We start from the raw sequence: 20,814 nt of genomic DNA, 5'->3' as shown, positions 1-20,814 counted from the left end.
AACCCTGTGAGCGAACTCATTCGCGTACCTGACATCGGCAGCGGTGAAGGTGAAGTAATTGAACTGTTTGTGAAGGTCGGCGACCGTATCGAAGCCGACCAGAGCATCCTGACCCTGGAATCGGACAAGGCCAGCATGGAAGTGCCGGCCCCGAAAGCCGGCGTCATCAAAAGCCTGAAAGTGAAGCTGGGCGATCGTCTGAAAGAAGGCGACGAACTGCTGGAACTGGAAGTCGAGGGTGCTGCTGAAGCAGCCCCTGCGGCTGCCGCTGCACCTGCTGCAAAAGCTGAGGCCAAACCGGCTGCCGCTCCTGCTGCTGCAGCGCCTGCCGCTGCACCTGCTGCCGCTTCGGTTCAGCAAGTGCACGTGCCGGACATCGGTTCGTCGGGCAAGGCTCAGATCATCGAGATCCAGGTCAAGGTCGGCGACACCGTCGAGGCTGATCAATCGTTGATCACCCTGGAATCCGACAAGGCCAGCATGGAAATCCCGTCGCCTGCCGCTGGCGTGGTCAAAGCCATCAGCGTCAAGCTCAACGACGAAGTCGGCACTGGCGACCTGATTCTGGATCTGGAAGTGGCGGGTGCCGCGGCCCCTGCTGCGGCCGCTCCGGCTCAGGCTGCTGCGCCAGCCGCTGCTGCTGCGCCTGCTCCTGCAGCAGCCCCGGCTGCACCGGTGGCTGACAGCGTTCAGGACATTCACGTTCCGGACATCGGTTCGGCCGGCAAGGCCAAGATCATCGAAGTGCTGGTCAAGGCTGGCGACACCGTCGAAGCCGACCAGTCGCTGATCACCCTGGAATCCGACAAGGCCAGCATGGAAATTCCATCGCCTGCCGCTGGCGTGGTGGAAAGCGTTTCCATCAAGCTGGACGACGAAGTCGGCACCGGCGACCTGATCCTCAAGCTGAAAGTCAAAGGCGCGGCCCCTGCTGCTGCCCCGGCTCCAGCTGCTGCTGCGCCAAGTGCTCCAGCGCCAGCCGCTGCTGCTCCGGCTGCCGCTGCACCTGCTGCTGCCACTCCTGCCGCCGCTCCAGCCAAGCCTGGCGCGAAAGTTCACGCCGGCCCTGCCGTGCGTCAACTGGCCCGTGAGTTCGGCGTTGAGCTGAACGCTGTCGGCGCCAGCGGTCCACACGGTCGCATTCTGAAAGAAGACGTGCAGGTTTACGTCAAAGCGATGATGCAGAAGGCCAAGGAAGCACCGGCCGCTGCTGCTGGCGCAACCGGTGGCGCGGGCATCCCGCCGATTCCGGTCGTCGACTTCAGCCGTTTCGGCGAAATCGAAGAAGTGCCGATGACTCGCCTGATGCAGATCGGCGCGTCGAGCCTGCACCGCAGCTGGCTGAACATCCCGCACGTGACTCAGTTCGATTCGGCTGATATCACCGAGCTGGAAGCGTTCCGTGTTGCGCAGAAAGCCGTTGCAGAGAAGGCCGGCGTCAAGCTGACCATCCTGCCGCTGCTGCTCAAGTCCTGCGCACACATGCTCAAGGAGCTGCCGGACTTCAACAGTTCGCTGGCGCCAAGCGGCAAAGCAATCATCCGCAAGAAATACGTCAACATCGGCTTCGCCGTCGACACCCCGGATGGCCTGCTGGTACCGGTCATCAAGAACGTCGACCAGAAGAGCCTGTTGCAACTGGCAGCCGAAGCCGCTGCGCTGGCTGCCAAAGCCCGCGACAAGAAGCTCACCGCTGACGACATGCAAGGCGCCTGCTTCACCATTTCCAGCCTCGGTCACATTGGCGGCACCGGCTTCACGCCGATCGTCAACGCGCCGGAAGTGGCGATCCTTGGTGTTTCCAAGGCAACCATCCAGCCAGTCTGGGACGGCAAAGCCTTCCAGCCGAAACTGATGCTGCCGCTGTCGCTGTCCTACGATCACCGTGTGATCAACGGCGCTGCTGCCGCACGCTTCACCCAGCGTCTGGGCAGCCTGCTGGCGGACATCCGCACCATCCTGCTGTAATCCCAAGCGGCCCTCCGGTAACGGAGGGTCGCTTGTGCTCCACGTTTTCGAGCGCCACACGCTCGTACCTCAACCCCGTCAATTGACGGGGCTTTTTTTGCCTGAAAAAAACCACGCTTGGTTTTTTCCTACAGGTTTTGCTGATATCGGCCACAACCCAAGTCGGCTTCACACCGATCTTTTTTATCCCCCACGCAACTAACCTTGGCACGCAATAGTTGTACAACTGCAACTTGCACACATTCATATTTATTCAGCAATCATTCGAATGGATTCGACATGTTAAGACCTACTATTGGCCCTATTATTGGCCACACCACAACTAACCACACACGCATATTCATTCGCGGCGACCGACAAAACAACGCCACTGTGTTTGGCGCAATACGTTATCGCGCCTCCGGAGCACAACAATGGTCACCCGCACTCTTTGCCAAACTTAGTGAACTTCGTGATATGTCAGAAGTTTTCGCACTCAACAACTTGAGCGGCGATACCGAATACGAGTATCAGGCAGGCTGGTTCAGCCCGATGAGTCCGGTTCACACCCAGGACAGTGTCGCGGAGTTACCGTTGCAGTGGCCCAGGGAGATCTACCGGTTCCGCACCCGCTCCAGCAAAGCCTTGCAGGCGCGGGCCTACATCGTCGGCTCTTGCCGCTACTTGCGCATGACCGCAGGCATTGCTTCGCTGCCGCAACTGGGCGACCGGATCTTCGCCTCCATCAATCAATTGATTGAAGGTGCGCAACCGCCGATCAGCGCAACGTTAATGACCGGCGATCAAATCTATGCCGATGACATGAACCTGATTGCACCGGATCGCGAATATAAAGACATACTTGAAAAATACCGCGCAGCTTTCTCCCAGCCCAACATTAAACGACTGATGTCCGGCACCTCTACTTACATGATTCTTGATGATCATGAAATCGAAGATAACTGGCCTGCCAATGCCAGCAAGTCCGACGACAACCTATACCGCAATGCCATGGCCGCCTATGAGTTGTATCAAGCCAGTCACAGCCCGGTACATCCACTCACAACTAACGGTCAGATTAATCGCTCGGTACTTGAGCATTACTGGTATCAGTTCAGCGACGGCGATATCGAATGGTTCGTAACCGACAGTCGCACCCGCCGTAACTTGTCGGCCGATGATCGACGCATCCTCGATGAGGCTCAGGAACAAGCGCTGCTCAAATGGCTGATCAACAGCCCCGCGCGGGTCAAGTTCGTGGTCACCAGCGTGATGTTCTACCCGGATCGCAAACTGCATGGCGATGACGCCTGGAAAGCCTTCCCGGAACAACGACTGCGCCTGCTGGAAACCCTCCGCGCTCGGCAGATCAAGAATGTCGTGTTCATCTCCGGCGACGTGCACGGCTCGCTGACCGCGCGCCTGAGCCACAGCGAAGACCCGGACTTCGAAGTCCACACCATCGTTTCTTCGCCGCTGTGCAACAGCAAACTGTTGCCGTATGCCAAGGCCTCCACGTTCATTCTCGATCAGCCACTGGTGCACACGGCTGCGGGCGATTACCGACATGAGCTGACCAGCCAAGTGGTGAGTGAGGACAATTTTGCCCACGTGGTGGTCGAGGCTGATCAGATTTTGGTCAATTACCATGATCGCAATGGCAAAAAACTGCAGTCGATCGTCATAAAACTACGTTAAACCTTAAAAGATCGCAGCCTGCGGCAGCGCTTACACGGAACGCATTCCACTCCAGGCGCTGCCGCAGGCTGCGATCTTTTACTCTTTTCCATCAGGCGCTGGAGAAATACCCGGTGCAGCCGACACATTCTTATAGCACTTGGCCTTCATCACTCTTGTCAGTCAGTGCCGCAATGATGCAACCTTGCCGCAGGCAACAGTAAAGAGGGCGAGAGCCCGGCGCGTTCAGCATATTTCCAAGCGAGTTCCCTTCATGAAGAGCCAGCCCGATGCCGCCAGCCGTATGGTGGCCGAGGTAGTGACGCAGTTGCCTGTGCCCTCGCGGCTCGGCATGCTGCGTTTCGAGCGCTTGAATGAAGCCAGTTGGGCAATGCTGTTTCTTGATCCCAACTGCGAACGCCAGTTCGGCCAACCCGCCGTTGAGCTGTGTGCGCTGGTCGGCTCGCCCTACGCCAGCCTGATGGAGCCGGAAGCACGCTATCAGCAGCATGATGCGATCCAGCAGCAACTCGCTAAAAGTCCGCATTACCTGGTGCGCTACACCCTGCACACCGCTGCGGGTGCGCTGAGCATCCTTGAACTGGGCGAAGCCTATAAACAGCACAATCGTCATCTGCTGCGTGGTTATCTGCTGGCGGTCGATGACGTATTCGACGAAGCGCCGCTGCTGCCCTCCGTCGACCTCGAAACCCAGAACTCCCGCCTGCAAATCGCCCTTGAACTGAACCAGCGCGCCCAGCAGGAACAATTGCAGCACCTCGAGCGCGTGCGCGCCCAGCAAGATCTGATTCTGCTGCTCGCCCGCCAGCGCTACAGCACCCAAAACTCGTTGCAAGAAGCCGCCGAACTGATCACCCGCTGCGCCTGCGATATCTACGAAATCGACTGCGCCAGCCTGTGGAACCTTGAAGGTCAGCAACTGCTGCCAATCTCGGCTTACCACCGCGCCACTCAGGAATACATCCTGCCGGACGTGATCGACATCAGCAGCTTCCCCGATTACATGGAAGCCCTGCACAGCAGCCGCGCCATCGACGCGCACAACGCGATGCGTGACCCGCGCACCCGGGAGATGGCCGAAGCCCTGCGCCCGCGCGACGTCAATGCCATGCTCGACGCTAGCATCCGCGTCGATGGCCAAGTGGTCGGCGTGTTGTGCCTGGAACAGACCGGTGTGACCCGCGCCTGGCAGTCCGATGAAATCGCTTTTGCCGGTGAGCTGGCCGACCAGTTCGCCCAGGTCATCAACAACCACAACCGCCGCACCGCCACCAGCGCCCTGCACCTGTTCCAGCGGGCGGTCGAGCAAAGCGCCAACGCCTTTTTGCTGGTCAACTGCGATGGCGTGGTCGAATACGTCAACCCAAGCTTCACCGCGATTACCCAGTACACCACCGAGGAAGTCCACGGCCAGCGCCTGTCGGAACTGCCGGCCCTGGAAAACCTCAGCGAACTGCTGTTCGACGCGCCCTCGGCGCTGGCCAAGAGCAACAGTTGGCAGGGCGAATTCAAGAGCCGCCGCAAGAACCTCGAACCGTACTGGGGCCAGTTATCGATCTCCAAGGTTTACGGCGACAACCGCGAGCTGACGCATTACATCGGCATCTACGAAGACATCACCCAGACCAAACTGGCGCAGCAGCGCATCGAGCGCCTGGCCTACACCGACAACCTGACCAACCTCGGCAACCGCCCGGCGTTTATCCGCAATCTGGACGAACGCTTCGCCCGGGATAGCGATACGCCGATCAGCCTGTTGCTGGTCGACATCGACAATTTCAAGCGGATCAACGACAGCCTCGGCCACCAGACTGGCGACAAACTGCTGATCAGCCTCGCCCGGCGCTTGCGCAACAGCCTGAGCCCGAGCGGCAGCCTCGCCCGCTTCGCCAGTAACGAATTCGCCGTGTTGCTCGACAACACCGACCTTGAAGCCGGTCAGCAGATCGCCAGCCAATTGCTGATGACCCTCGACAAGCCGATGTTCGTCGACAACCAGTTGATCAGCGTCACCGGCTCCGTAGGCCTGGCCTGTGCGCCGCTGCACGGTCGCGATCCGCAGACCCTGATGCGTAACGCCGGCTTGGCGCTGCACAAGGCCAAAGCCAACGGCAAACATCAGGTGCAAGTCTTCACCGAGGCGCTGAACGCCGAGGCCAGTTACAAACTGTTCGTCGAGAACAACCTGCGCCGTGCCCTGACCCAGAACGAACTGGACGTGTTCTACCAGCCCAAGCTGTGCCTACGCAGCGGTCGTCTGCTGGGCATGGAAGCGCTGCTGCGCTGGAACCACCCGGAACGCGGCATGATCCGCCCGGATCAGTTCATCAGCGTCGCCGAAGAGACCGGCCTGATCATCCCGATCGGCAAGTGGATCGCGCGACAGGCTTGCCGCATGAGCAAGGCGTTGACCGCCGCCGGCCTGGGCAACCTGCAAGTGGCGATCAACCTCTCGCCGAAACAGTTTTCCGACCCGGATCTGGTCGCCTCCATCGCCAACATCCTCAAGGAAGAAGCGCTGCCGGCCAATCTGCTGGAGCTTGAGCTGACCGAAGGCCTGCTGCTGGAAGCCACCGAAGACACGCACTTGCAACTCGACCAGCTCAAGCGTCTGGGCCTGACCCTGGCCATGGATGACTTCGGCACCGGTTACTCGTCGCTCAGCTACCTGAAGAAATTCCCGATCGACATCATCAAGATCGATCGCAGCTTCATCCACGAAATCCCCGACAACCAGGACGACATGGAAATCACCTCCGCCGTGATCGCCATGGCCCACAACCTGAAACTCAAAGTTGTGGCAGAAGGCATCGAGACCGCCGAGCAACTGGCGTTCCTGCGTCGCCACCGCTGCGACGTCGGCCAGGGCTACCTGTTCGACCGGCCGATCCCGGGTGCCGAACTGATCCAGGCACTCAAGCGCTATCCGCGCGGCCCGCTCTGCCTGTAACCCCTCCCCCGTGAGAAACCCGCACATTTTGACTAGTGATTAACTGGGCATCATTGGGCACACTGGCGGTCTGACTTTTTACATCCCATCCTGACTGAGAGGAACGATCATGGTTCTGCGCTCGGAAATTCTGGTGAACAAAAACGTGCTCCCGACTAAAGAACAAGCTCTGCCCGGCCGCGAAACCGCGATGACCCTGCCTGAAAAGCACTTCGTCTTCGAAGAAACACCGCTGCTTGGCCCGTTTTTCCAGGACGTCGATTTTGCGATTTTCGGTCTGGGTTGCTTCTGGGGCGCAGAACGTCGCTTCTGGCAACGTGAAGGCGTGGTCAGCACCGTGGTCGGTTACGCCGGCGGCTTCACACCGAACCCGACTTACGAAGAAGTCTGCTCGGGCCTGACCGGTCACGCCGAAGTGGTGCTGGTGGTGTATGACAAGGACAAGGTCAGCTACGAAGAGCTGCTGGCGATGTTCTGGGAACTGCACAACCCGACGCAGGGCATGCGGCAGGGCAACGATATCGGCACGCAGTACCGCTCGGTGATCTATGCGACCAGCCCGGAACACCTGGACGCAGCGCTGAAGAGCAAGGCGACCTATCAGGCTGAACTGTCGAAGGCGGGCCTGGGTGAAATCAGCACCGAGATCGAACAGGCGCCAACCGTGTACTTCGCCGAGGCGTATCACCAGCAATACCTGGCGAAAAACCCTGAAGGCTACTGCGGGATCGGCGGCACCGGCGTGTGCATGCCACCGAGCCTGGCGGGTAATTAAACCCCTTTGCGGATCGTTCCCACGCGGAGCGTGGGAACGATCACTCAGTGATCAACTCTCGGCAATCAACCAATCCATCTGCCACCCACCCTGAGTCTGCCCAAGCTTCTTGGACAACCACGGCAGCAGCTCACGCAATTCTTCCTCCAGCCCCCACGGCGGATTGGCAATCGCCATCCCCGAACCGTTCAAGCTGTTCGGCGTATCCAGCGGATGCACCAGCAACTCCACGCGCAACAACTTCGGCGCACCAGTGCCGGCCAGATCCTGATAGAAACGACGCAGCGCACGCTGATCCTTCACCGGATACCAGATCGCCGCCACGGTTTGACGCATCCGGCCAATGGCCTCTTTCATCGACGCCGCACACCGCTGCATCTCATCGAGCTGTTCGAACGGCGGGTCAATCAACATCACCGCACGCTTCTCCTGCACCGGCAACATCGCCCGCGCCACATGCCAGCCCTCGCCCAGATGAACCTTCACCCGACGATCACCGGCCATGTTGTCCTTGAGCAGCACGCCGTCTTCCGGGTGCTTCTCATTGAGCATCACCCGATCCTGCGGCCGGGTCAGACGCCGCGCCAGCTCCGGCGACCCCGGGTAGTAGCGCAACTGGCCATCCGGATTCATCTCGTGCAGCACTTTCATGTAGTCGGCGGTCAGCGCCGGCAGGTCCGGCTGATCCCACAAACGCGCGATGCCTTCCAGGTACTCGCCGGTACGGTTGGCCTGATCGCCCTGCAAGTCATACAGACCGATGCCGGCGTGGCTGTCGAGATAGGCAAACGGCTGCTCCTTGCGCGACATCAGGGCGATGAGGCGGGTCAAGGTCAGGTGTTTGAACACATCGGCGTGATTGCCGGCATGGAAGGCGTGACGATAATTCATGATTGCTCCTGCGAAGGCCGCGAAGTTTACCTTTTACCGGGCGGCAAGTCAGGGGGTGGCGGCCGAGCGGGCTCTTACTCGTTAAGAATCTGGCCCAATACCCGTGGCGAGGGGATTTATCCCCGATGGGCTGCGCAGCAGCCCCCGATGCTGCCCACGCGGTGTGTCTGGTGCATCGCGATGACAGGTCTTAGGGCCGCTTCGCTGCCCATCGGGGATAAATCCCCTCGCCACAGGTCATTTATCTCGCTTAACTGACAGGTAATAGCCGACAGGAAGTCAAACCCATGCGTCGCCCACTTATTTTTTCTCTGTCCCTGATCTGCTCAATGCACGCCGTTTCGGGCGAAAGTCACAGAGCGCAGGCTCGCCAAATGCTCAAGAACTACGGCTTGAGTCACTGCATCCTGAAGCCATTCAATGAAAATTCAGCGCTGGAAAAAGACATCGGTCTGTCCGCTGGCGCCTACTCGTTCATGGGCAAAGGCATGCATACCGTCCTGCAAAATGAAGACACGCTGCAAGTGCTGCACGATCCATATAAAGAAACCAGAAACTATGTGTATGCGGCCTATGAGCAGACACCGTCGATCAGTAAACACTCGAACAGCCATGTCGTTTTCTATGGGTGCCTGGAGGTCTACAACTCAGAGGCTTTCGACAGTTTTATCAAGACTCAGGATCGGTACATTGCAGACTGACTGCCGCACCCTCAATGTCAAAAGATCGCAGCCTCCGGCAGGCTGCGATCTTTGATCTTGCTCCTGGAAACTCAGGAAGGCATCGCGCGCAACCGCTTGCCGATGACATCGAGTACATCACAGCCGTCGCGCAACGGGATCACGCAGAGCTGGGCGAAATCGCTGAGGATGACGGAGTCGCATTCGACCGAGCCGCGCATGCACATGTTTTCCAGCACTTGGATCACGGCGCGCAGACGGTGGTTGGCGGCGTCCATGAGGATGTCGAGGGGCACGTGGGTATCGATGAACAGGGTGGGCATGTCGCTGCAATTACCGGTGAGGGCCATGAAGCGATTGTCGGGATGGGGGATGATCTTTTCGTAGGGTGGATCGGGTGTTAGCGTTTTCATTTTTGAACCTCTGGTAGTGAAATGGGCTTCCACCATCTCCCTCCTACGGGTTTGGGTGGCAGCCATGCGCGGGGTAGGAGAACCGAGACCAGAGAACTCGGCCACGCCGAAGCGTGCCCGCGCATAACCGCCGCAAATGATCTTACGGACGCAAGTAGACTGCCGCAAACCGGGCAACGACGTTTATGCACTCTTCTAGTCTCAAGGCTCCTACACCCTGTCGCCGCATCTGCGGTGACCTTTTAAGACTATCCCTGCAACCCATCGCCCACCAGTTCATGAAAACCGCCGCAACTCGAAGGAAACGTCCGAGGCCTTCGCCCGGAAATGTCACTCCAACTCTGCCAGCAAATACGCCAACAACGCCGATTGCGACGATTCTTCCGACGTTGAACGCTGAAAAAACTGCCCGACCTTGCAGTGCAAAACCGCCTCGGGAAACGCCTCGAACAATGCCGGATGCTCCTCGCTCAGCCACTGCACAACGTTACCGACCCGAACGTCATCACCCGCCGAAGCCAACACCGAATCAGGCACCGCCCACCAAGGAAACACCCGCCCCGAAACCTGCGACCGTCCGCCAATTTCCAAGGCCTGACCATTGATCAGTGCGCGTGAAATCACCGGCAACAACTGCGCCGCATCCACTGCATCGGACTGCAAAATCGGCAACAAAAACCGCCCATCCCAAAACCGGAAAAACACCGCTTTCCCGTCCGGCATCAGCACCTGCGTCAGGCTGCGAAAGTGCTCGACCACCACTTCCAGGCTCGCCGAAGACACCGCCAACCATCCCCAGTCACGGGACGCAGTAGTCGCTACCCAATCCAGAAACTCACTGTCCGCCGCGACAATTCCCACATAGGGCATCACCGCGTCCCACTCGGCGTAAATCGTGTCTGCCCAGATCGGATTCGACGTCATCAGGGGCGGTTTGGCGTCGCTGGCGTTACTGAAGATCGCGAACAACTGCTCCGAAGGCTTCAACGGCTGACGCGCCAGCCATGCGCGGGGCCCAACAAAGTCAGGTTGCACAGACACCGTCCTTGCAACGCTCGCACTCTTCGCAGAATGGCGCATCGCCTTTAAAACTCATGATTTGCGCGGCCGTTAGCATCGCTGCGGGGGCAGCCGCCAATGTATCCGGCAACCCCGGCACACTCGGCGCGGCATTCATCGCCGCCATCGGCGCGCCACCCACAACAATCGGCACGCTGCTGAAAATCCCGCCGGGGCCGATGTTGATCCATTGCCCGCCGGCCTGAATCGTCGCGCTGGCGCCGCCATCGATCACCACTTGCTGGCCGGCGCTGACGTGGAATTGCGCACTGGCGCTGGTCGCCTGGTTGCTCACGCGGATATGCCGATCGCCCGCCACCGTCAAATGATCGTCCTGCTTGACTTCGGTCTGGCGCTGGCCGTGGGTGATGCGTTGTTCATCAGCCTTCAATTCATGCTTGGCCATGCCCGTGACGACGATGCTGCGCTGGTTATCGACCTGCACCTGTTGATCGTGCAGCACATGCTGGGTCCAGTTGCGTTGGGCGCGCAGGTAGATTTCCTCGGCGCCCTTTTTGTCCTCGATGCGCAGTTCGTTGTAGCCCCCGCCACCGGGGCTGCTCTGACTGCGGAAGATACTGCGGGTCTTGTCGGCGGGGAGATCCAGCGGCACCGGGGTGGCGGCATTGGGCAAGCAGCCCATGACCAGCGGTTTGTCGGCATCGGCATCGATGAAACCGACCAGCACTTCCATGCCGACCCTCGGAATCAGCACGCTGCCGTAACGGTCATGCGCCCAACCGGTGGCGACGCGCAGCCAGCAACTGGAATGCTCGTTGAGTTCGCCGTCGCGATCCCAGGCCAGTTGCACCTTGACCCGGCCAAACTCGTCGCAGTGGATTTCGCTGTCCTGCGGCCCGGTGACAACCGCCGGTTGATAGCCGAGCATGCGCGGCTTTTCCGGCCCCAGGGCTGGCCGGAAGAACACGTCCCACGGCGTCGCGAGAAAGGTATTACGGTAACCCTGGAATGCTTCCCCATCGCTGGTCACCGACTCTTCCAGCACTTGCGGCTGTCGACCACGGTGTTCGATGGCCGTCAGTAACCAGAGATCGTTCCAGTCGTTACGCGGATGCTCGGTCAGTTGCAGGAAATGTCCGCAAACCAGCGCGGATTCGTCGCTGATGCCCTCGGCCTGACGGTAATCGGCGACATGCCTTTCAAGCGCTCGTTGGGCCAGGTGTTTGCCGGTGTCACGATCATTGAATTGGCCGGGAAAGTGGTAGTCCTCCAGCACCGGGCGCAGCTCGCCATCGATGCGGCTTTCCAGTTGCAGGCGCGGCTTCTCAAAGTTGTAGTCGCGCCGGGTGACCACGCTGGTGCGGGTTTCCACGCGCACATTGAAGCGCTTGATTGCCGGCGCCCCGGCCGACATGCCGCTACCAGGCAGATAAAGCGTTGGCTCGGCCAATCGCGGGAACACGGTTTGATCGTCGCCAAACACCAACAGATGTCCGTCGGGGCTGTGCTGAAAGTGGTAGTGAATGCCGACTTCGGCACACAGGCGCTGGATAAACGCCAGATCGCTCTCGGCGTACTGCACGCAATACTCACGCTCCGGGTAGTCGCTGCCGAGGCGGAATTCGAAGGCGTCGCGCAGGATCGCGTGATCCTTGAGGATCTGCGCCACGATCTGCGGCACGCTTTGGTGCTGGAATATCCGCTGATTGATCCGGTGTCCGAGGTACGTCAGACGCGGGACAAGGCTGACGTGATAGCGCGTCAGACGTTTCCCGGAGTCGCCCTGCCCGACCTGATAAATCTGACCGTGAACACCGGAACCGTCAGCATCAAAACTCAGAAACGCCTGACAGTGCAGCAGGCTTTCGAGATCCAGATCCGGCCGTTCGCTGACCAGTTCCAGCTCGAAACGAAAGGGTTGGCTGATGGCTTCCTTGCCCGTGAACTCAAGGACTTTGAGGTCATGCTGGGCGCCTTCGAGGGTCAACGTGAAACGCGGTTGATTGGCAGGCGCGAACATCCGATGTCTCTCTGCAGAATGAGGGCGGGCGATTCTGCATGAGGGGCGAGGGGTGTTGAGCGGGTGACGGGAAAATCAGATTTGCCCTACTTTTACTGTCGAATAGTCCTCCGAAAATCGGCGCATCCGACTACAGACACAAGCCCTAAAAAACAACATCGCCCAACTGTGGGAGCGAGCCTGCTCGCGAAGGCGGCGTGTCAGTCGCCGAATTTATTGAATGATCAATTGCATTCGCGAGCAGGCTCGCTCCCACAGGGTGATCTGCGGTGAGTCAGACAAATATCACAGGCACAAAAAAACGGCCCGCCTCCTTGTAGGAGACGGGCCGTTTGTTTGTGAGCCTAAGCTCAACGCATCACTTGTTCAGGTGGAAATCTTTTTCCGCCGCTTCGAAGCGCTGCACCATGCCTTTGGATGGCTCGCCCATCTTACTGACGATGAAGATGGCCAAACTGGCGAAGATGAAGCCCGGGATGATTTCGTACAGACCCATCACTTCCCAGTGTTTCCACGCCACCACGGTGATCGCGCCGACCAGGATACCGGCCAGTGCGCCGTCGCGGGTCATGCCTTTCCAGATTACCGAGATCAGCACAACCGGGCCGAACGCAGCACCGAAACCGGCCCAGGCGTAAGACACCAGACCCAGCACACGGTTATCCGGGTTGGCAGCCATTGCGATGGCGATCAGTGCAACCAGCAACACCATGGCGCGGCCGACCCAGACCAGTTCGGTCTGCGAAGCGGATTTACGCAGGAAGGTCTTGTAGAAGTCTTCGGTCAGGGCGCTCGAGCACACCAGCAACTGGCAGCTCAGGGTGCTCATGACGGCAGCCAGAATGGCCGACAGCAGCACGCCGGCAATCCATGGGTTGAACAGCAGTTTGGCCAGTTCGATAAACACGCGCTCGTGGTTCTCGGTCACGGGACCGGCAACTTCCGGGTGGGCCGAGAAGTAAGCGATACCGAAGAAGCCCACGGCTACAGTGCCGCCCAGGCACAGGATCATCCAGGTCATGGAGATGCGACGGGCGTTGGCAATCGACTTCACCGAGTCAGCGGCCATGAAACGCGCAAGGATGTGCGGCTGACCGAAGTAGCCCAGACCCCAGCCCAGCAGCGAGATGATGCCGATGAAGGTGGTGCCCTTGAGCATGTCGAAGTTGCTTGGGTCGTTGGCTTCGATCGCCAGGAACGTGGTGTCGACGCCGCCGGTAGCCAGCAGGACGATGATCGGCGTCAGGATCAGCGCGAAGATCATCAGCGTGGCTTGTACGGTGTCAGTCCAGCTCACCGCGAGGAAACCGCCCACGAAGGTGTAGGCAATGGTCGCTGCAGCACCGGCCCACAACGCCGTCTCGTAGGACATGCCGAAGGTGCTTTCGAACAAGCGAGCACCAGCGACGATGCCGGAAGCGCAGTAGATGGTGAAGAACACCAGAATCACGATCGCCGAGATGATCCGCAGCAAGCCGCTTTTATCTTCGAAACGGCTGGCGAAGTAGTCTGGCAGAGTCAGTGCATCACCGTTGTGCTCGGTCTGCACACGCAGACGGCCGGCGACAAACAGCCAGTTCAGGTAGGCACCGACGATCAGGCCGATGGCGATCCAGCTTTCGGACAGACCGGACATGTAGATGGCGCCCGGCAGGCCCATCAGCAACCAGCCGCTCATGTCGGAAGCACCGGCAGACAAAGCCGTCACGACGCTGCCCAAGCTACGGCCGCCAAGAATATAGTCAGAAAGGTTGTTGGTGGAGCGATAGGCCATGAGGCCGATCAGCACCATTGCTGCGATGTAGATCACGAACGTGATCAGTGTTGGATTGCTTACGCTCATTGAGTTACGCCCTGGCTTTGTTTTTATGTAGCAGCGGTGGTGAATCGCGCACAAACGAGGATGTTTGGCAGACGATTCCGGATCCCGCGCATTTAGGACTGATGTTTCCCCAGGAAAGCCACCAGCCGGTACACCGGATTTCCCGGTTGCACCTTGGGCGCGAATGCTATGCAACAAATCAAATAAGGTGCAACCAGTTTCGAGCGAATAAGTTGCACCTAGTCGGATTTCCTCCTGAAAGCGTCGTTCTTGCTCCCTTTTAGCGCAGTCATGCCGGTTTCTCAGAAGCAAATGCACCTAGTAAGAGCAGCACTTTCGTACCAGAAAATAATTCCTGACGAGCTGCTTATTATTCCGACAAAAAAAGGGTTGCACCCGGTTGCACCTCTTTCAGCGCACGGCTAATCTTGCGGCCAGCTGATGCCACGCAACTGTGGCAACCATGAGGATAAAAATATGGCTACCACCACCCTTGGGGTCAAACTCGATGACCCGACCCGCGAGCGCCTTAAAGCTGCCGCGACCTCGATTGATCGCACACCGCACTGGCTGATCAAGCAGGCAATTTTCAATTACCTGGAAAAACTCGAGGGTGGTGCAACCCTGACCGAGCTGAACGGCTTGTCCGCCAAGGACGCCGACGACGCGGGCGAAGTCCACTCCGATCACGCTCACCAATGCTTCCTCGAATTCGCCGAAAGCATCCTGCCGCAGTCAGTACTGCGCGCTTCGATCACCGCCGCTTACCGTCGCCCTGAGCCGGAAGTCGTGCCGATGCTGATCGAGCAGGCTCGCCTGCCGGCACCGATGGCCGAAGCCACCAACAAACTCGCTGCCTCTATCGCAGAAAAACTGCGTAACCAGAAAAGTGCCGGCGGTCGTGCAGGCATTGTTCAGGGTCTGCTGCAGGAATTCTCCCTGTCGTCCCAGGAAGGCGTGGCGCTGATGTGCCTGGCCGAAGCGCTGCTGCGTATCCCGGACAAAGGCACTCGCGATGCGCTGATCCGCGACAAGATCAGCACCGGCAACTGGCATCCGCACTTGGGCAACAGCCCTTCGCTGTTCGTCAACGCCGCCACCTGGGGTCTGCTGCTGACCGGCAAACTGGTGTCGACTCACAATGAAGCTGGCCTGACCTCGTCGCTGAGCCGCATCATCGGCAAGAGCGGCGAGCCGATGATCCGCAAGGGCGTCGACATGGCCATGCGCTTGATGGGCGAGCAGTTCGTCACCGGCGAAACCATCGCTGAAGCACTGGCCAACGCGAGCAAGTTCGAAGCCAAGGGCTTCCGCTACTCCTACGACATGCTCGGCGAAGCGGCACTGACCGAACACGACGCGCAGAAGTACCTGGCCTCGTACGAACAAGCCATCCACTCGATCGGCAAAGCCTCCCACGGTCGTGGGATTTATGAAGGCCCGGGCATTTCCATCAAGCTCTCGGCACTGCACCCGCGTTACAGCCGTGCGCAGTACGAGCGTGTGATGGACGAGCTGTACCCGCGCCTGTTGTCGCTGACCCTGCTGGCCAAGCAATACGACATCGGCCTGAACATCGACGCCGAAGAAGCCGATCGCCTGGAGCTGTCGCTGGATCTGCTCGAGCGCCTGTGCTTTGAGCCGCAACTGACGGGCTGGAACGGCATCGGTTTCGTGATTCAGGCTTACCAGAAGCGTTGCCCGTACGTGATCGACTACGTGATCGATCTGGCACGCCGCAGCCGTCATCGTCTGATGATCCGCCTGGTGAAAGGCGCGTACTGGGACAGCGAAATCAAGCGCGCCCAGGTCGAAGGTCTGGAAGGCTATCCGGTCTACACCCGCAAGGTGTACACCGACGTTTCCTACATCGCTTGCGCACGCAAACTGCTGTCGGTGCCGGAAGTCATCTACCCGCAGTTCGCCACGCACAACGCCCATACCCTGTCGGCCATTTACCACATCGCCGGTCAGAACTATTACCCGGGCCAGTACGAATTCCAGTGCCTGCACGGCATGGGCGAACCGCTTTACGAGCAGGTTGTAGGCAAAGTTTCCGAAGGCAAGCTGAACCGTCCGTGCCGCGTGTACGCTCCGGTCGGTACTCACGAAACCCTGCTGGCCTATCTGGTTCGTCGCCTGCTGGAAAACGGCGCCAACACTTCGTTCGTCAACCGCATCGCCGACCAGTCGATTTCGATTCAAGAGCTGGTGGCCGATCCGGTTGCTCAGATCGAGCAGATGGCGACCGTGGAAGGTGGTTTCGGCCTGCCGCACCCGCGTATCCCGCTGCCGCGTGACCTGTATGGCTCCGAGCGCGCCAACTCCAGCGGTATCGACATGGCCAACGAACATCGTCTGGCGTCCTTGTCTTGCGCGTTGCTCGCCACCGCGCACAACAACTGGAAAGCCGCGCCGATGCTCGGTTGCGCTTCCAGCACTGAAACGCCGGCACCGGTGCTGAACCCGGCAGATCACCGCGATGTGGTCGGCCACGTTCAAGAAGCCACTGTCGAAGACGTCGACAACGCCATTCAATGCGCCCTGAATGCTGCGCCGATCTGGCAGGCCACCCCGCCCGCCGAACGCGCCGCGATTCTGGAGCGTGCCGCTGATTTGATGGAAGGCGAGATCCAGCCGCTGATGGGCCTGCTGGCCCGTGAAGCCGGCAAGACCTTCGCCAACGCCATCGCTGAAGTCCGCGAAGCCGTCGACTTCCTGCGTTATTACGCAGTGCAGGCGCGCAACGATTTCAGCAACGACGCCCACCGCCCACTGGGGCCGGTGGTGTGCATCAGCCCGTGGAACTTCCCGCTGGCGATTTTCAGCGGTCAAGTAGCTGCGGCACTGGCTGCCGGTAACCCGGTACTGGCCAAACCGGCTGAACAGACTCCGCTGGTCGCTGCACAAGCCGTGCGTTTGCTGCTCGAAGCCGGGATTCCGGAAGGCGTGCTGCAATTGCTGCCGGGTCGCGGTGAAACCGTCGGCGCTGGCCTAGTGGGTGATGAACGCGTCAAAGGCGTGATGTTCACCGGCTCCACCGAAGTCGCTCGTTTGCTGCAACGCAACATTGCCGGTCGCCTCGACAACCAGGGCCGTCCGATTCCGCTGATCGCCGAAACCGGTGGCCAGAACGCGATGATCGTCGACTCGTCGGCCCTCACCGAACAAGTCGTGATCGACGTGGTGTCCTCGGCGTTCGACAGCGCCGGTCAGCGTTGCTCGGCACTGCGCGTGCTGTGCTTGCAGGAAGATTCCGCAGATCGCGTCATCGAAATGCTCAAAGGTGCGATGGCTGAAAGCCGTCTCGGCAACCCTGAGCGCCTGTCCGTGGACATTGGCCCGGTGATCGACGCCGAAGCCAAGGCTGGCATCGACAAGCACATCCAGGGCATGCGCGATAAAGGTCGCAACGTGTACCAGGTGGCCATTGCCGACAGCGAAGAAGTCAAACGCGGCACCTTCGTCATGCCGACCCTGATCGAACTGGAAAGCTTCGACGAACTGCAACGCGAAATCTTCGGCCCGGTGCTGCACGTGGTGCGCTACAAGCGCAAAGAGATCGATCAGTTGATCGGTCAGATCAATGCGTCCGGTTACGGCCTGACCCTCGGCGTGCATACCCGTATCGACGAGACCATCGCCAAGGTGATCGACAACGTCAACGCCGGTAACGTCTACGTCAACCGCAACATCGTCGGTGCCGTGGTCGGCGTGCAGCCGTTCGGCGGCGAAGGCCTGTCCGGTACGGGTCCGAAGGCCGGTGGCCCTCTGTACCTGTACCGCTTGCTATCGACTCGTCCTACCGACGCTATCGAACAATCCTTCGCTCGCGGTGATGCTGCCGTGGCACCGGACGTTCGCCTGCGCGACGCCATGAGCAAGCCACTGAACGCCCTGAAAGCCTGGGCCGACAGCAACAAGTTCGCCGACCTGAGCACCCTGTGCGTGCAGTACGCCGCACAATCGCAGAGCGGCATCACTCGTGTGCTGGCCGGCCCGACCGGTGAGAAGAACAGCTATGCGATTCTGCCGCGCGAGCACGTGCTGTGCCTGGCGGACGTCGAAGGCGATCTGCTGACCCAACTGGCGGCGGTATTGGCGGTAGGCGGTTCGGCGGTATGGCCGGAGTCCGACATCAGCAAGGCATTGTTCGCACGCCTGCCGAAGGACATTCAGGCGCGGATCAAGCTGACTTCCGACTGGAACAAGGACGAAGTGGTGTTTGATGCGGTTCTGCATCACGGCCATTCCGACCAGTTGCGCGGGGTCTGCCAGCAGATCGCCAAGCGTGCCGGCGCAATTGTTGGCGTTCAGGGCTTGTCCCAGGGCGAGACCAACATTGCCCTGGAGCGTCTGGTGATCGAGCGGGCGTTGAGTGTTAACACCGCTGCGGCGGGTGGTAATGCGAGTTTGATGACCATCGGTTAACACCCGATAAACCGGGCCGCCGCAATGGCCGCCCGGTACGCAATACCCTGTGGGAGCGAGCCTGCTCGCGAAGACGGAGTGTCAGTCGACATCAATGTTGCCTGAACCACCGCTTTCGCGAGCAGGCTCGCTCCCACAGTTGTTTTGGGGTGTTTGTTAAGTCGGTGCTCGGCTCTAACATCACCACCATCAATCATCCTGTTCAGCCTTTATCCGCACGCCTAGACTCGGCCCAACCCCAATTTCAGGTAGGCCGCCATGTCCGAGACGCTGCTCAGTTCCCGCAATCTGGCTTTCGAGCTGTATGAAGTCCTTGATGCCGAGGGCCTGACCCGGCGTGAGCGCTTTGCCGAGCACAACCGAGAGACTTTCGACGCTGCCATCGGCACCGCCCGCAGCATCGCCGAGAAGTATTTCGCGCCGCACAACCGCAAGGGCGACGAGAACGAACCGCGCTACGAGGACGGCAAGGCGATTCTGATTCCCGAGGTGAAGCCGGCGGTGGATGCCTTCCTTGAGGCTGGTTTCCTCAACGCCGCGCGAAGTTTCGACGCCGGCGGCATGCAACTTCCTACACTGCTGTCGCAAGCCTGCTTCGCGCATTTCCAGTCGGCCAACGCCGCTTCGACTTCGTACCCGTTCCTGACCATGGGTGCGGCCAACCTGATCGAGAGCTTCGGCACTGACGAGCAAAAACAGCGTTTCCTGCAACCGATGATCGACGGGCGTTTCTTCGGCACCATGGCCCTGACCGAGCCGCACGCCGGCTCATCGCTGTCGGATATTCGTACCCGCGCCGAGCCTGCGTCCGACGGCACTTATCGCCTCAAGGGCAACAAAATCTTTATTTCCGGCGGCGACCACCCGCTCTCGGAAAACATCGTGCACATGGTCCTGGCCAAGCTGCCGGACGCTCCGCCGGGGGTGAAAGGCATTTCGCTGTTTATCGTGCCGAAGTTTCTGGTCAACGATGACGGCAGCCTCGGCGAGCGCAACGATGTGCTGCTGGCCGGGCTGTTCCACAAGATGGGCTGGCGCGGCACGACCTCCACTGCGCTGAACTTCGGCGATAACGGTCAGTGTGTCGGCTATCTGGTGGGCAAGCCGCACCATGGCTTGAGCTACATGTTCCAGATGATGAACGAGGCACGGATCGGCGTCGGCATGGGCGCGGTGATGCTCGGTTACGCCGGTTACCTGTATTCGCTGGAGTACGCCCGCGAACGTCCGCAAGGCCGGGTGCCGGACAGCAAGGACCCAAGCACCGCGCCGGTGGCGATCATTCAGCACGCCGATGTCAGACGCATGCTGCTGACGCAAAAGTCCTACGTCGAAGGGGCGTTTGACCTCGGCCTGTACGCCGCGCGGTTGTTCGATGACACCACCACGCTTGAGAGCGAAGCCGAGCGTAAGCAGGCGCATGAGCTGTTGGACTTGCTGACGCCGATCGTCAAATCCTGGCCGTCGGAGTTTTGCCTGAAGGCCAACGAACTGGCGATCCAGATCCTCGGCGGTCACGGTTACACCCGCGAGTATCCGGTGGAGCAGTATTACCGCGACAACCGCTTGAACCCGATCCACGAAGGCACCCACGGCATTCAGTCGCTGGACTTGCTCGGGCGCAAACTGGCGCAGAACGGCGGTGCCGGGCTCAAGCAATTGGTTCGCCTGATTGCCGACTCCGCCGAAAGCGCTACGGCGTACGAATCGCTGACTGCATTGCGCGAGCCGCTGGAGAAACTGGTGGCACGCCTGCAAGTCGTGACCCTCGGTTTGCTCACCGATCTGGCGCAAGGCAAAGTCAACAGCAGCCTGGCGAATTCGGCGCTGTACCTGAAAGTGTTCGGGCACACGGTGATTGGCTGGCGCTGGCTGGAGCAGGCGATTCGCGCCGAGGAAGGCTTGGCCAAAGGAAATGCGGCGGATGCTGACTTCTATAAGGGCAAGTTGCAGGCGGCGCGGTATTTCCTGACGTGGGAAGTGCCGGGTTGCCACCATGAGCTGGCATTGCTGGAGGCGCGGGATGATACGTGCCTCAACATGCGGGATGAGTGGTTCTGATCCGGGTTTTATTAAGCGGCTGAAATCCATTCGCGAGCAGGCTCGCTCCCACAGGGTTTTGTGTTGTTCACAGGGTTTGTGGACACACCGGACCCAATGTGGGAGC

At 59.8% G+C, this 20,814-nt stretch carries 12 protein-coding genes; 7 read left to right on the top strand and 5 right to left on the bottom strand.

Annotated features, from left to right (window positions below; genetic code table 11):
• The first annotated feature begins 6 nt into the window (after positions 1 to 6).
• The 4 genes from aceF to msrA all read left to right on the top strand — a co-directional run bounded on the left by aceF (position 7) and on the right by msrA (position 7,370).
• A complete protein-coding gene (gene aceF, locus ACIOVB_RS15865) occupies positions 7 to 1,968 on the top strand; it encodes a dihydrolipoyllysine-residue acetyltransferase (RefSeq protein ID WP_401269169.1) in 1,962 nt (653 codons plus the stop codon).
• 279 nt (positions 1,969 to 2,247) lie between these two features.
• Positions 2,248 to 3,645: an alkaline phosphatase D family protein gene (locus tag ACIOVB_RS15860; protein WP_401269163.1), complete on the top strand. Its 1,398-nt coding sequence runs from the start codon at positions 2,248 to 2,250 to the stop codon at positions 3,643 to 3,645.
• 253 nt (positions 3,646 to 3,898) lie between these two features.
• A complete protein-coding gene (locus ACIOVB_RS15855) occupies positions 3,899 to 6,595 on the top strand; it encodes a GGDEF and EAL domain-containing protein (protein ID WP_187677942.1) in 2,697 nt (898 codons plus the stop codon).
• Positions 6,596 to 6,704: 109 nt separating this feature from the next.
• The gene (msrA, locus tag ACIOVB_RS15850; protein ID WP_095187387.1) at positions 6,705 to 7,370 is read left to right on the top strand and encodes a peptide-methionine (S)-S-oxide reductase MsrA; all 666 of its coding nucleotides are present in this window, start codon (positions 6,705 to 6,707) and stop codon (positions 7,368 to 7,370) included.
• 51 nt (positions 7,371 to 7,421) lie between these two features.
• Here msrA and ACIOVB_RS15845 read toward each other — a convergent pair whose 3' ends face one another.
• Positions 7,422 to 8,261, bottom strand: a complete 840-nt coding sequence (locus tag ACIOVB_RS15845; RefSeq protein WP_150593982.1) for a 23S rRNA (adenine(2030)-N(6))-methyltransferase RlmJ — start codon at positions 8,259 to 8,261, stop codon at positions 7,422 to 7,424.
• A gap of 374 nt (positions 8,262 to 8,635) precedes the next feature.
• On the opposite strand from ACIOVB_RS15845, the gene ACIOVB_RS15840 reads away from it, so the two are divergent.
• Positions 8,636 to 8,962: a hypothetical protein gene (locus ACIOVB_RS15840; protein WP_401269160.1), complete on the top strand. Its 327-nt coding sequence runs from the start codon at positions 8,636 to 8,638 to the stop codon at positions 8,960 to 8,962.
• A gap of 71 nt (positions 8,963 to 9,033) precedes the next feature.
• Here the strand turns inward: ACIOVB_RS15840 and ACIOVB_RS15835 are convergent, their stop codons facing one another.
• The 4 genes from ACIOVB_RS15835 to putP all read right to left on the bottom strand — a co-directional run bounded on the left by ACIOVB_RS15835 (position 9,034) and on the right by putP (position 14,237).
• Positions 9,034 to 9,354 (bottom strand): hypothetical protein, encoded by a 321-nt coding sequence (locus ACIOVB_RS15835; RefSeq protein WP_401269158.1) that lies wholly within the window; start codon positions 9,352 to 9,354, stop codon positions 9,034 to 9,036.
• Positions 9,355 to 9,684: 330 nt separating this feature from the next.
• Positions 9,685 to 10,389: a DUF4123 domain-containing protein gene (locus ACIOVB_RS15830; protein ID WP_401269155.1), complete on the bottom strand. Its 705-nt coding sequence runs from the start codon at positions 10,387 to 10,389 to the stop codon at positions 9,685 to 9,687.
• The gene (locus ACIOVB_RS15825) at positions 10,379 to 12,394 is read right to left on the bottom strand and encodes a type VI secretion system tip protein VgrG (RefSeq protein ID WP_401269152.1); all 2,016 of its coding nucleotides are present in this window, start codon (positions 12,392 to 12,394) and stop codon (positions 10,379 to 10,381) included. The genes ACIOVB_RS15830 and ACIOVB_RS15825 overlap by 11 nt, the downstream gene beginning before the upstream one ends.
• A gap of 358 nt (positions 12,395 to 12,752) precedes the next feature.
• A complete protein-coding gene (gene putP, locus ACIOVB_RS15820; protein ID WP_187679643.1) occupies positions 12,753 to 14,237 on the bottom strand; it encodes a sodium/proline symporter PutP in 1,485 nt (494 codons plus the stop codon).
• A 456-nt stretch (positions 14,238 to 14,693) separates the two neighbouring features.
• Here putP and putA point away from each other — a divergent pair, with 456 nt between their 5' ends.
• Together putA and ACIOVB_RS15810 are read left to right on the top strand one after the other, a co-directional pair.
• Positions 14,694 to 18,647, top strand: coding sequence for a trifunctional transcriptional regulator/proline dehydrogenase/L-glutamate gamma-semialdehyde dehydrogenase (gene putA, locus ACIOVB_RS15815; RefSeq protein WP_401269150.1), 3,954 nt, complete (start codon positions 14,694 to 14,696; stop codon positions 18,645 to 18,647).
• 258 nt (positions 18,648 to 18,905) lie between these two features.
• Positions 18,906 to 20,708 (top strand): acyl-CoA dehydrogenase, encoded by a 1,803-nt coding sequence (locus ACIOVB_RS15810; RefSeq protein WP_401269148.1) that lies wholly within the window; start codon positions 18,906 to 18,908, stop codon positions 20,706 to 20,708.
• The last annotated feature ends 106 nt before the right edge of the window (positions 20,709 to 20,814 follow it).

Source organism: Pseudomonas sp. NPDC087639, assembly GCF_044743385.1.
Taxonomy (GTDB): Bacteria; Pseudomonadota; Gammaproteobacteria; order Pseudomonadales; family Pseudomonadaceae; genus Aquipseudomonas.
This window is presented reverse-complemented; position numbering and strand designations above follow the sequence as displayed.

Coding starts and splice junctions, on each gene's coding strand:
- putP (WP_187679643.1), bottom strand. CDS start 14,237: ATGAGCGTAAGCAATCCAACACTGATCACGTTCGTGATCTACATCGCA.
- ACIOVB_RS15855 (WP_187677942.1), top strand. CDS start 3,899: ATGAAGAGCCAGCCCGATGCCGCCAGCCGTATGGTGGCCGAGGTAGTG.
- msrA (WP_095187387.1), top strand. CDS start 6,705: ATGGTTCTGCGCTCGGAAATTCTGGTGAACAAAAACGTGCTCCCGACT.
- putA (WP_401269150.1), top strand. CDS start 14,694: ATGGCTACCACCACCCTTGGGGTCAAACTCGATGACCCGACCCGCGAG.
- ACIOVB_RS15825 (WP_401269152.1), bottom strand. CDS start 12,394: ATGTTCGCGCCTGCCAATCAACCGCGTTTCACGTTGACCCTCGAAGGC.
- ACIOVB_RS15810 (WP_401269148.1), top strand. CDS start 18,906: ATGTCCGAGACGCTGCTCAGTTCCCGCAATCTGGCTTTCGAGCTGTAT.
- ACIOVB_RS15860 (WP_401269163.1), top strand. CDS start 2,248: ATGTTAAGACCTACTATTGGCCCTATTATTGGCCACACCACAACTAAC.
- ACIOVB_RS15835 (WP_401269158.1), bottom strand. CDS start 9,354: ATGAAAACGCTAACACCCGATCCACCCTACGAAAAGATCATCCCCCAT.
- ACIOVB_RS15840 (WP_401269160.1), top strand. CDS start 8,636: ATGCTCAAGAACTACGGCTTGAGTCACTGCATCCTGAAGCCATTCAAT.
- ACIOVB_RS15845 (WP_150593982.1), bottom strand. CDS start 8,261: ATGAATTATCGTCACGCCTTCCATGCCGGCAATCACGCCGATGTGTTC.